Annotated in this window: 18 protein-coding genes and 2 pseudogenes; 11 read left to right on the top strand and 9 right to left on the bottom strand. The window is 55.7% G+C overall.

Annotation, left to right across the window (positions count from 1 at the left end):
* The first annotated feature begins 76 nt into the window (after nt 1-76).
* From ACYQ26_RS00250 to ACYQ26_RS00240, 3 genes are all read left to right on the top strand, one after another.
* The gene (locus ACYQ26_RS00250; RefSeq protein WP_459806714.1) at nt 77-1,489 is read left to right on the top strand and encodes an APC family permease; all 1,413 of its coding nucleotides are present in this window, start codon (nt 77-79) and stop codon (nt 1,487-1,489) included.
* On the top strand, nt 1,486-2,139 hold the full coding sequence (locus ACYQ26_RS00245; protein WP_459806316.1) for an NAD-binding protein: 654 nt from the start codon (nt 1,486-1,488) through the stop codon (nt 2,137-2,139). Before ACYQ26_RS00250 ends, ACYQ26_RS00245 begins: the two co-directional genes overlap by 4 nt.
* Nucleotides 2,140-2,265: 126 nt before the next feature.
* Nucleotides 2,266-2,430, top strand: a complete 165-nt coding sequence (locus ACYQ26_RS00240) for a hypothetical protein (protein WP_459806315.1) — start codon at nt 2,266-2,268, stop codon at nt 2,428-2,430.
* A 127-nt stretch (nt 2,431-2,557) separates the two neighbouring features.
* On the opposite strand, the pseudogene ACYQ26_RS00235 reads toward ACYQ26_RS00240, so the two are convergent.
* Nucleotides 2,558-2,713: pseudogene (locus ACYQ26_RS00235) on the bottom strand (SPW repeat domain-containing protein); the annotation flags it as partial.
* Between the two features lie 555 nt (nt 2,714-3,268).
* On the opposite strand from ACYQ26_RS00235, the gene ACYQ26_RS00230 reads away from it, so the two are divergent.
* Nucleotides 3,269-3,667 (top strand): DCC1-like thiol-disulfide oxidoreductase family protein, encoded by a 399-nt coding sequence (locus tag ACYQ26_RS00230; RefSeq protein WP_459806314.1) that lies wholly within the window; start codon nt 3,269-3,271, stop codon nt 3,665-3,667.
* A 32-nt stretch (nt 3,668-3,699) separates the two neighbouring features.
* Here the strand turns inward: ACYQ26_RS00230 and ACYQ26_RS00225 are convergent.
* The 3 genes and pseudogenes from ACYQ26_RS00225 to ACYQ26_RS00215 all read right to left on the bottom strand — a co-directional run.
* A pseudogene (locus ACYQ26_RS00225) lies at nt 3,700-4,200 on the bottom strand (lipase maturation factor family protein); the annotation flags it as partial.
* Between the two features lie 151 nt (nt 4,201-4,351).
* Nucleotides 4,352-4,645, bottom strand: a complete 294-nt coding sequence (locus ACYQ26_RS00220; RefSeq protein WP_459806313.1) for a hypothetical protein — start codon at nt 4,643-4,645, stop codon at nt 4,352-4,354.
* 155 nt (nt 4,646-4,800) lie between these two features.
* Nucleotides 4,801-4,974 carry a hypothetical protein gene (locus ACYQ26_RS00215; protein ID WP_459806312.1) on the bottom strand — a complete coding sequence of 58 codons (174 nt, stop codon included), beginning with the start codon at nt 4,972-4,974 and terminating at the stop codon, nt 4,801-4,803.
* A 104-nt stretch (nt 4,975-5,078) separates the two neighbouring features.
* Between ACYQ26_RS00215 and ACYQ26_RS00210 the strand changes: the two genes are divergently transcribed.
* From ACYQ26_RS00210 to ACYQ26_RS00200, 3 genes are all read left to right on the top strand, one after another.
* Entirely contained in the window at nt 5,079-6,137 is a 1,059-nt protein-coding gene (locus tag ACYQ26_RS00210; RefSeq protein WP_459806311.1) for an inorganic phosphate transporter, read from the top strand.
* A gap of 51 nt (nt 6,138-6,188) precedes the next feature.
* A complete protein-coding gene (locus ACYQ26_RS00205) occupies nt 6,189-6,824 on the top strand; it encodes a hypothetical protein (RefSeq protein WP_459806310.1) in 636 nt (211 codons plus the stop codon).
* Between the two features lie 80 nt (nt 6,825-6,904).
* Nucleotides 6,905-8,071: a CBS domain-containing protein gene (locus ACYQ26_RS00200; protein WP_459806309.1), complete on the top strand. Its 1,167-nt coding sequence runs from the start codon at nt 6,905-6,907 to the stop codon at nt 8,069-8,071.
* Nucleotides 8,072-8,115: 44 nt separating this feature from the next.
* Here the strand turns inward: ACYQ26_RS00200 and ACYQ26_RS00195 are convergent, their stop codons facing one another.
* The 3 genes from ACYQ26_RS00195 to ACYQ26_RS00185 all read right to left on the bottom strand — a co-directional run bounded on the left by ACYQ26_RS00195 (nt 8,116) and on the right by ACYQ26_RS00185 (nt 9,294).
* The gene (locus ACYQ26_RS00195; RefSeq protein ID WP_487247243.1) at nt 8,116-8,457 is read right to left on the bottom strand and encodes a DUF7522 family protein; all 342 of its coding nucleotides are present in this window, start codon (nt 8,455-8,457) and stop codon (nt 8,116-8,118) included.
* Nucleotides 8,458-8,670: 213 nt separating this feature from the next.
* On the bottom strand, nt 8,671-9,003 hold the full coding sequence (locus tag ACYQ26_RS00190; protein WP_459806307.1) for a DUF7501 family protein: 333 nt from the start codon (nt 9,001-9,003) through the stop codon (nt 8,671-8,673).
* Nucleotides 9,004-9,108: 105 nt separating this feature from the next.
* The gene (locus ACYQ26_RS00185) at nt 9,109-9,294 is read right to left on the bottom strand and encodes a DUF7836 family putative zinc-binding protein (RefSeq protein ID WP_459806306.1); all 186 of its coding nucleotides are present in this window, start codon (nt 9,292-9,294) and stop codon (nt 9,109-9,111) included.
* A gap of 259 nt (nt 9,295-9,553) precedes the next feature.
* On the opposite strand from ACYQ26_RS00185, the gene ACYQ26_RS00180 reads away from it, so the two are divergent.
* On the top strand, nt 9,554-9,901 hold the full coding sequence (locus ACYQ26_RS00180; protein ID WP_459806305.1) for a hypothetical protein: 348 nt from the start codon (nt 9,554-9,556) through the stop codon (nt 9,899-9,901).
* Nucleotides 9,902-9,932: 31 nt separating this feature from the next.
* On the opposite strand, the gene ACYQ26_RS00175 is transcribed toward ACYQ26_RS00180, so the two are convergent.
* Complete coding sequence (locus ACYQ26_RS00175; protein WP_459806304.1) at nt 9,933-10,448, bottom strand: DoxX family protein; 516 nt, start codon at nt 10,446-10,448, stop codon at nt 9,933-9,935.
* 203 nt (nt 10,449-10,651) lie between these two features.
* Between ACYQ26_RS00175 and ACYQ26_RS00170 the strand changes: the two genes are divergently transcribed.
* The 3 genes from ACYQ26_RS00170 to ACYQ26_RS00160 all read left to right on the top strand — a co-directional run bounded on the left by ACYQ26_RS00170 (nt 10,652) and on the right by ACYQ26_RS00160 (nt 12,073).
* Nucleotides 10,652-11,395: a proteasome assembly chaperone family protein gene (locus ACYQ26_RS00170; RefSeq protein ID WP_459806303.1), complete on the top strand. Its 744-nt coding sequence runs from the start codon at nt 10,652-10,654 to the stop codon at nt 11,393-11,395.
* A gap of 48 nt (nt 11,396-11,443) precedes the next feature.
* A complete protein-coding gene (locus ACYQ26_RS00165) occupies nt 11,444-11,587 on the top strand; it encodes a hypothetical protein (protein ID WP_459806302.1) in 144 nt (47 codons plus the stop codon).
* Nucleotides 11,588-11,680: 93 nt separating this feature from the next.
* Nucleotides 11,681-12,073, top strand: a complete 393-nt coding sequence (locus ACYQ26_RS00160; protein WP_459806301.1) for an NUDIX domain-containing protein — start codon at nt 11,681-11,683, stop codon at nt 12,071-12,073.
* Between the two features lie 42 nt (nt 12,074-12,115).
* Here ACYQ26_RS00160 and ACYQ26_RS00155 read toward each other — a convergent pair whose 3' ends face one another.
* On the bottom strand, nt 12,116-12,667 hold the full coding sequence (locus tag ACYQ26_RS00155) for a type 1 glutamine amidotransferase domain-containing protein (RefSeq protein ID WP_459806300.1): 552 nt from the start codon (nt 12,665-12,667) through the stop codon (nt 12,116-12,118).
* Nucleotides 12,668-12,670: the final 3 nt, after the last annotated feature.

Raw genomic sequence — 12,670 nt, 5'->3', positions numbered from 1 at the left:
GCACTCCTGATCGAAATCACAATTACGATTACAGGAGACAGTTACCCTTCGTTGTCGCAGCCCATACGAGGTGGATATGAGTCAGTCGAGTAGTCGGTCGCCGTCGAAGGATCTTGGGCTCCTCGACGCGACGATGGTCGGTATCGGAGCGATGATCGGTGCTGGAATTTTTGTGCTGACGGGGTTAGCAGCGAATATCGCCGGACCTGCTGCGATTCTCGTGTTCGCGTTGAATGGGGTTGTGACGGCGTTTACTGCGCTCTCGTACGCGGAACTGGCGAGTGCAATCCCAGAGAGCGGCGGCGGATACGCGTTCGTTGCTAGGGCGTTTCCTGCTCCAGTCGCGTTTCTCATGGGGTGGATGCTCTGGTTCGCCTATATGATCGCCGGAGGCCTGTACGCACTCGGATTCGCACCGAATTTCATCGAATTCGTCCACCTGTACTGGTCAGGATTGCCAGAACTCACGGTGGTTTACGCTCTCCTCGCTGTTGGCGGACTCGTTGCTCTCAACGTCTTCTCTACGGAAGCTAGCGGTGGTGCCGAGACGTTAGTTACTGCCCTCAAAGTTCTCGTTCTCCTGTTTTTCGTCGGAGCTGGGCTGTCTGTCGTCGACCTAGGGAATTTTTCACCGCTGTTCCCTGCCGAGAAGGGACCAGTGGCCGTTCTCCCGGCCATGGGACTGACATTCATCGCCTTCGAGGGCTACGATCTCATCACGACTGTCTCAGAGGAAGTTGAAAACCCCAGACGGAACATCCCCCGAGCGATTTTCATTAGTCTAGCGGTCACGGTGCTGATTTACCTACTTGTCGTATTTGTGGCGGTCGGAACGCTCGGGGCTGAGCAATTGGGTCAGGCCGGCGAAACAGCAATTGCTCAGGCCGCGGAATCGTTCATGCCTGCTCTCTCAGTTATCGGATCGGGTGCTGCCATCATCGCGTTTGGTGCGGTCTTCTCGACGATCAGCGCACTCAACGCCGTTGTACTCGCGTCGAGCCGGGTGGCCTTCGCGATGGGACGTGACGACCTCCTTCTGCCATCGTTCGGTCGACTCCATCACCGATTTGGCACGCCACACGTCGCGGTGATCGCGAGTGCAGTGGTCATGGTGACCTCTATCGTCTTCGTCCCCATCCAGCGGGTCGGAAATCTCTCGAGCCTGTTCTTTCTGCTTTCGTTCGTGTTGGTGAATGGGAGCGTTATTCATCTCAGACGGACTCAACCGGAACTGACCCGACCGTTCAGCGTCCCGTACTATCCCATTCCTCCTGTCCTCGGTATCGGTTTCAATCTCTTACTCGGCGCGTTTATCGATCTCAGAACATGGCTTTTAGGCCTCGGCTGGATCGTGCTCGGTGGCCTGGTCTATCTTACTCTCCTCCGGGACGGAGGTACCGGAGTAGAACCGGATACTGTAACACACGTCAAATCGAACGAGAGTCCAGCGACAGCAAATCCACAAACACAGGAGGTTACTGACAAATGACGACCGACAAGACCGTCATGATCGCGGGTGGTGGACGTGTAGGTGCCGAAACAGCCGAGATGCTCTCGAATCGCGGCCACGAGATACTCATCATCGAACGCGATCCGGAACGATGCAAATGGCTCAGCAACGAGTACACGGCGAGCGTCTTCGAGGGCAACGCAGCCCGGCCAGACGTACTCGAACGATCAGGACTCGCAGATTGTGATGTCTTCGCAGCACTCACCGGAGATGAAGGAACGAACCTCGCTGCATGTATGATGGCTCAACGACTCACACAGGAACTACACACAGTTGCCCGGACAGAAAGCGAAGCCGACGAACAGTACGAACCGTTTGTCGACGCAGTCGTTTCCCCGGAAATATCTGGCGCTCGAAGTGCGGCCAATGCGATAATCAGCAGCAACGTCAGGACGCTCGTCGATACGCTCGGAGCGATCGATATTCACGAGATTCGCGTCAACGAAGACGCCCCTGTTGCGGGCAGACAGCTCGAAGACGTTCGCTTCCCCGATGGGAGTCTCGTTATTTCGACGGCAGAAGGAGACGCTGTCGCTGGACCGTCGACCGTCTTCGAACCCGGAGAGCGATACGTCGTTGCCACACAGGCAGAAGTTGTAGACGAGGTATTGAACCTCCTCCGAGGATAAGAGCAGTCGCCTCGTCCCGTACAGGTCACATCCTCCCCAGGCCGCCCGGAATCGATCCTTCCAAGGATCCGAGAGGAATAGCGAGCCAAACTTTTACTACTGTACTGGATAGCTCAAAACAGGAGCATGACTGAAAACGATAGTACATCCGAGGCTCTGCAGCGCGTGAGAGATTCGTTCGAGAAAGCTGCCGATGAGGCAGAAGAGATGAGCGAGAAAGCAAAACAGGAGGTGCGCGATGCTATAGACGACCTCGAAGAGCGAATCGACCAACTTCGGCAAAGCGACTGAAGTCAGTAGCTGGTTTCAGTTCCTTCACGTCTGGATCCGTCAGTTCGGATCCGTGGACACCTTTGATCACCGTATCAAGGGCTAGATGGGAAGAGCGCTACCGCGATGAATGGATGAAATAGCGACGTTATTCGCCGGAGTGGAGGTCATACCCGGCGTACGCAGCGAGAACGATCGCGAGGACACCAGGGACGACGTTACTCCACATGGCCGTCCCGGCAGTGATCGTCCCAGTCAGGACGAACGGCGAGACGGCAATCCAGAGGCCGGCAAGCGCGGCGAGCCAGCTCGCCCATTTGGCGAGTAAACCGGGTCAGTCGTGACTGCTGAGGATTGGTTCGATCGCCATCATCTCACCTTCGAACTTAGGTCGGTGATCGAGATATTGAATCATTTTCCACTGATCTTAGGTTACTCAGGAAGATCTCAGAATCCTTGGTGATAATAGTTCAATAGAGGAGAGGACGAGTTGATCTAAACAGGTGGACAATTAGTAATCAATCTCACTCCAGATCCCACCGCCGACCCCTCCGACACCGACGAAAATAAGCAGAGAACCTACTAACCACGGCCACGACCCTGTCGTCGAAAGGACCGTGATCCAGAGCCCGGCAACGAGTGCGATCCCACCGCCCACGATAAGTCGAACGAATCGTTCCACGCCTCTCGCTCGCTGTATGTTCCGTTTGATTAATCGGAGGAACTGGCCCATGTCTGTACGATTCCTCCGGAAGCAGGTCAGCATACCGTTCCTGGAGTGGAACAAGTTGATATCAATCCCAGGGAGTGGCTCGGAGGACGTGGAACCGATTAGTAGGGGCCGCCCGTAGTCGTGTATATGAGTGAGTCCGTGTTCGTCTACGATGATGACTGTGGATTCTGTACCTGGTGGGCTGAATACTTCGAGAAGCACGCTGACGTTCAGATCGTCGGTTTCTCCGAGTTAGGTTCACAGCTCCGCGATCGACTACCCGACGACTACGAGAAGTGTTCGCATTTGGTGACCGACGCGACAGTATACTCCTGTGGTGCATCAATTGAAGAAGCACTCCTTCGTACCGACCTCGGATCGATCGCTCGTCCTGCGATCCAATTCCTTCGGCGGTTCGACACCTACCGGACCGTTCGCGAGTGGGGATATCGCCGCGGTGCAAACAACCGCGCTTTCTGGGGGAAGTTGCTCTCGAAGATATCCCCGGCGAGGAAGACGAATGGGAGGAGAACCAACACCGAGTGACAAAACGCGGTGATTTGTCTCGCCTGGATCTGTCATCGGACGCGGAACCGTCGACCGCGTCCGCCAGCCTGGAGATTCTCAAGCGAGGCTGGCCTGACGTACGTTCCGATCTGCTCTCGATCCCACCACCGTCCAGTTTCGCTTCGCTCCGCGGGGCTCGTGAATCGATAGCGATAGCGGAGGACTCTGATCTGTTTCGGGGGATCGTCAGGGAACGGATTCGTCTGGAGAAGCGAGAGGGTGTCCGAATCGTTCTCCAAGAGTGCCGCAAGGAATGAGAAGAACCATCGCTGGCGGGGCCCCGGACGAGGTTGCATCGCGGCGAACCACAGCTGCCAGTCCAACCGGAGATGATACGGTGCCCACTGCGGTGGCCGCTTATCTGGTCGAACAGGCTGTCCCTTGAACTCGTATTCCTGCCAGTCGTCCTCAGAGGGGTTTTCGGCATCGGTTCCCTCGACGACCAACTGGTAACGGTTCTTGGTGATCGAACCGAATGCACCGTAGGTGTTGACGAGATGGAGTGGATCGAACGGACGGAAGCTGATGTCGACCGAACCGACTTCCGACCAAGAACTAACTGAGTTCACGTCGGCACGTCGTGATTCGGTCCTCGTTTCTCTTACGGGATATGCCCGTAACTATCAGACCGACAAATGAAGCTCAAGAATCGATGGCGCATCGTTAGAGCTCGCTCTCGTAGACATTCATCGGTTTTTCCCAGCTGACCAACTGATTCATCGCAAACGCGTGATCGGTGATGCCGTCGTCTATGACAATGACTTCACCGTCAAAATCGAACGTAGCGGTGCCCTGCCGGACTTCGACCTTATCATCGGAATCAGCCCACTTGGCATGGACCTCGCCATGATCAAGGACATCCTCCATCAGACTCACGACCGTCGGGTGATCCTCTGCGACTTGTTCGTCGAACTCTCCTACCACTTGGAGTTCATCAAGGGCGCGTTCGACGACCATACATAGATATCTTGATCCTCACAGATAGAAAACGTTGTGATGGGAGCGGCTATTGTCTGCTCAGTGCCATCACAAGTGCTGATCGGAGGGGAGACACCTACTGGGAAGAATCACAGCCACGATGGAGGATAATATCAAGGACGTACTGATGGCGATTAGAGAATGGAGCGATCCTCTGCAGTTGCCCAAGACTCATCCACCACAGCCAAGAGATTCTCGTAGGGAACGAACGCGATGAATTCACCGTCTTCGTACAGTTCGACCCCGTGGTCGGTGTGCTCGTAGTCGTCACAATCAATGTCGCCGCTCTGAATGAGAGCTTGATACATGGGCTAACAATAACCGACTCACCCTTGTTAGTCTTTGGAGCGCTGATACCGGATTCCGGGACGAATGGAAGGACTCTTTTCCCGAACAGGCATACACACTGATGATGGCACTGTCAGTGTTGTTCGTCCTCGGGATAGCAGCCGCCGTCTTCGTCGGCGTGAATATCGGAGGGTCATCAACAGGCGTAGCTTTCGGCCCAGCGACAGGAAGTGGCGTGTTGTCGATGCGACTAGCGTCCGGACTGATGGCTATCTTCGTCTTACTCGGTGGGTTTACTGTCGGGACGAATGTCGTCCACACCCTCGGCGAGGAGTTCGTTCCGACTGAATACTTCACCCCAATCGCGTCGATCGGGGTGCTCCTGTTCATCGGTCTCGGGATTCTGCTTGGAAACATCCTCAAAGTGTCCGTCAGTACTAGTGAGACAGCCGTCGTTGCAGTCATCGGGATGGGAGCAGCACTCGGCGTTCTCAACTGGGAGACCGTCGGAGTCGTCATCATGTGGTGGATCGTCTCGCCGATCCTCGCGTTCTGGATCTGTGCGTTTATCGGCCGTTATTTCTACGACGAAATCGTGGCACGGCTGGACTTCGAAACCGGAGACACGAGCCGGCTCGCCCAGTTCGTTATCGTCGGAATCGGCTGTTACATGGCGTTTTCAGCAGGTGCCTCGAACACCGCGAACGCGGTTGCACCGCTCGTCGGCTCTGGACAACTCGGAATGACGTCCGGTGTGGCGCTCGGGGGAGTCGCGATCGGACTCGGGGCGTTCGCCCTCGGCTCGCGGACGATGGAGACCGTCGGTGAAGATATCACGGACCTCTCGCTCGAAGCCGCGCTGGTTGTGGAGATGATCGCGGCGACGATTATCACCGGACTGAGCTGGGCCGGGATTCCCGCGAGTTTAGCGGTCACCTTGACGTCGTGTGTAATCGGACTCGGCTGGGGACGCGCGAGTCGCCGGGTCCCCCTGTCAGCTATCGTCAATCCTGAGGGATTGCCCCCCGAAGAACGGTCGCAGTGGGCGTCCGACCAGCTCAACCTGTACGACCCCTCGACCGTGAAGCGCATCGTTGCGACCTGGATCGCGACGCCGACTGTCGCCGGCGTGATCGCATTCATCGCCTTCACACTCGCCGAACAATTCGAACTCGTCGTGTAAGTCCTTCCCACAGGCCAGTCTTTTTGAGGACTCGACGTCAACATCATATCGATGGCACTGAGCAGTCGCTTTCAGGGACGACAGACGCAGTTCCACGTCGAACTACTCTACGGTATTTTGTTCATCGCCGGATTCGGATATTTAGTATTCCGCGTTGACCCGCGGGTAGCCGCGTTCGAGGGCGGGCTCGTCGTCGGCTATCTCCTCCGGATGTGGGAGAAGATGTCCATCTACGAGCGAATCCTCGAAGAGTCCATCGCGGAGGAAGCGGAAGCACAGGTCGCGAGCGAGGTCGAAGAACAGGTCACAGAGGAGGTCGAGGCGGAAGTCGAAGAACAGGTCACAGAGAAGGTCGAGGCGGAAGTCGAAGAACAGGTTGCCGACGAGGTCGCCACGGAGGCCGCAGAGCAGGTTGGCGAGGAAGTCGATCAGGTCCTCGAAGAACAGGTCGCAGAGGAAGTCAGCACTACGGTGGACACACGCATCGAAGAAGCAGTCGACACCGAACTGGAAGAACAGTTGCCGGAGAATATCGACGACATCGACGAACTTGCCGAGGTCCTCCAAGAGAAAGATGGGGCTCATAATATTGACGACCTGATCGTGAAAGAAGACGTCGAGGAATTGGTCACGGAAAAAGTCGATGCTGCGCTCGATGAGGAAGAGGAGCAACAGGATGCTCCCTGAGGTTGGAACCTGATGATCGCTGATCGCTACCCGGACGTCAAAAAGACATCCTTTTGAGGATAGAATCTGAAATCTCAACCATGCGCCGGTTCACCCTGACGAGAGTCCTGGGTATCCCCATCAAGCTCGATCTGACCCTTCTCGTGGCATTAGCGATAATCACCTTCGAAATCGGGACACAACTGGAGCGATTGACGTCAGTTCTCAATCGTATTCTGGGTCTCGGGATCGACGGAACAGCCCTTTCCGCGGGGTTGCAACCGTGGATCCTGGGTTTGATTGCCGGTGTGGGACTGTTCGTGGGTGTCGCACTACACGAACTCGGGCACTCGCTCGTCGCCCGCTGGTATGGGTACGAGATCGACTCGATTACGCTCTGGATATTCGGCGGTGTCGCCAACTTCGTTCAGATTCCCGAACGATGGACCCACGAGGCAGCCATCGCCGTCGCAGGGCCGATGGTGAGCGTCTTTCTGGGTGCGCTCTCCTACGGAACACTGGTTGCCGTTCCCACTTCTGTCGATGCGGCCCAATTCGTACTCGGATACCTCGCGATACTGAACGTCACTCTCGCCGTATTCAACCTCTTACCGGGCTTCCCGATGGATGGTGGCCGGGTCCTCCGGGCGCTGTTGGCTCGAACGCGTCCGTTCGCGAAAGCGACACGTATCGCTGCCCGGGTCGGACAGGGGGTCGCCGTCCTGCTCGGACTCCTCGGGATTGTCACGCTGAATATCATCACGCTGGGGATCGCGTTCTTCCTGTTCATCGGTGCCGCAGCCGAGGCGCGTCAGGTCGAACTGCAGGCGGCGCTCGAAGACGTACCGGTGCGGGATATTATGACGCCGGCGCGGAATCTTGAAACAGTCCCCCCGGACACGACTGTCGACGCGCTCGTAAACCGGATGCTCCGAGAGCGCCACGGCGGCTATCCGGTCGTCGACAACGGCCGACTGGTCGGTATTGTCACCCTTGACGACGTGCGTGACCTCTCTCCAGAGGAGCGGAAAACCCGAACAGTTGCGGATGTTATGACGACTGATCTCACGACCGTCCCGGAAACCGCCGACGCCAGTACGGTCTTCGAGGCGATGCAATCTAATGAGATCGGACGCGTCGTTGTTACTGACGATCGGGGCCAACTCGTCGGGCTCGTCTCTCGGTCCGACCTCATGCGGGCCTTCGAACTCTTACAGTGGAGACAACGAACAGAGAAACTGACGGGTAGGGAAATCCCGATTTCCTGATCGTTACCATTCGGTCCCTCCAGGATGATACAGAGGAAGCTGGACTAATTCTCTACAAGTGCGTTATGGATAGCAGTTACTGCTTCCTCAAACCTGTTAATCGAAAGTTGATCAGTTGTAACGAATACGGCGCGATCATCGGCCACGACTCTGAGCAAGAATCCATCGTCAAATCCGTGTATCGTGTACTGGTACTTACCTAATTCTGAGCCAGTGTATGTTTCTTGTCGATCAAAGCCAGCTCGCTCATTTTCGACGAATGTCTTGATATCTGCCTCCGCACGAAGATCGTCTCGAAGGTATATCTGCTTGAACTCGTTAGGGGTGAAGTAGACGATACTTCGGAGGTGTTCTCCTATTGCCGTTCGACACGCTCTGACTAACATCTCACGTACTGAATCATCTAACACGGAACTCATCGTCTGCCAGTAATCAGTGATTCCTGTTAAGCGACGTGCTTATTTGTGGCTCCGAACGATGTCGATATCCCTGCCGTCGTCGAACGAGACGTAGGTAGCAATTGCTAGAATTGACGGCCTAACTTGGCGGGGAATATCTCAATCTAATCGAGAGGAACCAGTCCCGTAGCGTCGGACAGATCATCCGACCCACTCCCCCTGAACGTCACCGGCGATTCCTTCACGCCATTGAGCAAACGAGACTGCACAGTCCTCAGCGTCTTCTATGTGATCAATAAACCCAGGTCCGCCATCTCTTAGTTTATCACCACAGAATGGACACTGATTTGGATCCTCCCACTCGGCCGGATCCAGTATATCGGTGCCGATAGAATCGTACTCTTCTAATGTCTTCTCGACTCGTTGTTTTGAACAGCCCAACCGAGTCGCTATTTCATCCGAAGTCAATTCCGGATTGGTTTGTTTCATAGCCAAAACGGCATCTCGGATTGATGTTGAGTCGTCTCCTGCCATGCTTACTAACCCCAGACGGATCGTACACGTGAATGGAATAGAAATTTTTGCTACTGGCATTCAATTATCATCATTAATAAATCCATCTCAGTTAGTCGTGACCTCTCATGATCCGTAGAATTGTTTCAAAACCTTCAGCCCTTGTTTGGTTTTTATGAATTCCGAAATCGGTCGATCCGTCCCACAGTTATCACATACAAACTCATTACCTGGGGTCGGAAGTTCTTCAGGGGGTTTCTCCCACTGTTCGCCACACTCTACACATTCAAGGGGGACCCAAGACCTCTGCATATGTGTCCTCCTTCGATTTGCCCGATACTAATCCTTTTCACAATAATTCGATAGTCCAAAATACGTAGATATGAGTGCGGAATCCACAGAGGAAATTAAAGCGTGAGGTCTCCTATCAACGGATGAAACAGTCGGGAATAGCAGACTCGGAACTCATTGGTAGCAACGTGACCAATTGATTTCGAAGACGCCTTCGATTCTCTATCCTCAGCGTCAGATACAGAATGCTTTTCAAGAACCTTGCCGGAGTTAGAGAAGCATGGTGGATTACGAAGTCGAGTATGGTCCCGTCACCGAACGGTACGACGCACGAACCGGTGAAGTATTTGCGGTTGACGTAGAGACGTATATTCAGGAAGCGAACTCGAATCCGGTCGCTGCCGATCCGTCGCGGGGCGAGTGTATCGTTCGATTCGATATCGAAGACGATGTCGCCGTGTTTCGCGAGTGCGAAACGCAAGAAAATAGCCCGACGACTCGACGTACAATTAACGCGATCACCGCCGCAGCGGCAGAACTTCGCGAACTCGAGCCAGATTATCGGGTTCCCGACCCCCTCGAAGCAATCCAAGACGATTCCATTACGTCCTACGATACGCTCCCCTGACAACTCAACTGACAAAGATCAGAGGAGTGTGTCACTCCATCAGGTAGCGTAACCTTGGGTGCTTCTGGACGACCTCAGTCTGCTCCAGATAGCCATCTAAGCCGAGGAGACGACCGGCGCCGAACGCGCCCAACCCGAACAGGAGCAGCGCATAGACAATATGATCATCTATAACGATACCGTGCGCCAGCGGGAGACTGGCCGCCCAGTAAAACAGCATCATCACTGCGCCCCAGAACGCACTCCAGCGAACGAACGCTCCCAAGATAAGGGCCAACCCGACTAGAGTGAGTCCCCACGCATTCAGAGGATCAATCAACCACAGCCACTCTTCAGCAAGCGTCGTCCAAAAGCCAACGAAGGGGTTACCGTCCGGGATGGCGTTCAATAAGAATCCTCTGGCCGACCACTCCGGATCAAGAATCTTCGTAATTCCGGCGTAGAAGAACGTCCATCCCATAATCACGCGTAAGGCGACTATCGCATAACCGACCCAGGTTTCCGAATACTCGAACGTCGTTTCACGACCGAACAGTTCGGCTTCCATCTGTCGAGTGGACGCAGATTCTCACCGCCGGACGTGAGTACGCCGAGTACCCACGAAAAGGATGTTCCCACACCCAGTTTTTGGGACAAAGTCGGGACGAATGGCGAAACATCTGACATCGCCTCCAAAGTCTGATGACGAGCGAAGTGTCCTACCGACAGCAACACAGCGTATTTTGTGCTTCAACCAGTAGTTATAGATATATGGTTGACATTACCGTTCGCGACGAGACGATAGACCTGACCGAACCGGTAATGATCGAAGGACTGCCCGGAGTTGGCCTGGTTGGGAAGATCGCCACCGACCACATAATCAATCAACTCGATATGAGGTACTTCGGTGACATTACCGGCGGAGAACTCCCACCCGTTGCCCTCTTTGAAGGTCCAGATCCGGACGTGAAACCGCCAATTCGATTGTTCGCCGACGAAGAACACGATGTGCTAGCGTTGCGCAGCGATGTCCCGGTTTCAGCTGTAAATACGCCCACATTTGCTGCCGAACTAACTGTGTGGCTTGATGAACTGAACACGACTCCTGTCTATCTGAGTGGGTTCCCGAGCGTGCAAGAACCCGAGGCTGTACCGACGGTATACGGAGTAACGACCGGTGAGGCCGATCAGATGCTGGCCGACGCCGATATTACTCCTCCGGTCGGGAGCGGCATGATTAGCGGACCGGCCGGGGCGCTACTGAGTCACGCCCGCGACCGAGGTCTGGATTCCCTAGGGCTCATCGTCGAAACCGATCCCCGATATCCGGACCCACAGGGTGCACGCGTTCTCATCGACGAGGGGATTAATCCGCTAACCGGGCTCAACGTTGATACATCGCCCCTCGTGGAACAGGCCGAGGAGATAATCAGCCAACGAGAAGAACTCGCCCAGCGGATGCAAAAGGCCGATCGTCACGAAAGTTCTCAGACCTCCTCTGTCGATATGTATTGAACGAGAACAATCTGGAAAGCAGCGAGTGGGTCGTTGTACGGTGCTTCCGTGACGGGGTTCAACGAAGAAACCGTTGTTCTCGATTACTTCGAGGACAGTGTTAGTGAGGAGCCCGATCGCCAGATCGAACGTGACCGTGACGATATCCCCGTGTCAGAGCGCTCCGAGGAGATCAATGCGTTGCTCTCCTGAATCGATTCAGTCGTCGGTTACGGCAGATGAACTGACCACCAACGGCGAGAGCATCTCCGAACGGTCTTTGTGAGTGTCACCCGATTATCCCGTATGGTCGAGGTACGGGCACTCGCGACCGATGCAGTGATCGTACTCGAAGGGGAGGTAATACTTCTCGAACGAGCCCATCCACCGTTCGAGGGGGACTGGGTGCTGCCGGGCGGGCTCGTCGAACTGGACGAAACCGCACGGGAGGCTTGCGTCCGTGAGGTGACCGAGGAGCTCGGGCTCGATGTCGCCGTCGAAGAGTTCGTCGGCCTCTATGACGACCCGAATCGGGACGAGCGGGGGAATGTCAGCGCGGCGTATCGATGTACACCTGTCGGCGACGACACGCCGACACCACGCGAGGAAGCTCGACAAGTGGGGACGTTCGATCCGACTAACCTGCCGGAGATGGGCTTTGACCACAAGCGGATCGTCACTGACGCGCTCCTCAACTGACAGGTGCAGTGACGAGTCGAAACGGAACCTCGCTGTTCGTGCTTACACCCGTGCGGCGGCTGGTTCGGCGTCCAAGTCGGCGTCAACGAGCCGGAGCGCCGCGTCCATAAATGCCGGAAGGTCGTCAGGGACGCGCGATGTGACGAGGTTGCCGTCGACCACGACCGGTTCGTCGACGTACTCTGCCCCGGCATTCTCGATGTCGACTTCGAGCGTCCAGTAGCCGGTCGCCCGACGGCCGTCGAGGATGTCGGCGCTGATGAGCAACTGTGCGCCGTGACAGATAGAGATGATCGCTTCGTCGTGCTCGTCGAACGCGGCGACGATGGCGGCGGCCTCCGGTGCCTCCGTACGGAGGGCTTCCGGCGAGCCGCCGCCCGGGATCACGAGCACATCGTACCCGTCAGCGAACTCCGACGGCTCCCGGTCGGTGATCGCGAGATCGGCATCGAACTCATAGCCGTGCTTGCCTTCGATGCCGTGAGCATCCGGCGTCGCGATATCGACGTCCCATCCGCTCTCTTGGAGCCGGTAATAGGGATAGCTCAGCTCGCTGTCCTCGAACCCGTCGGTAGCGAGTATGATCCCTCTCATAAT

It is taken from the genome of Halopiger thermotolerans, assembly GCF_054654555.1.
Note: the sequence above shows the minus strand (reverse complement) of the source record. Positions and strands in the feature narration are given on the sequence as shown.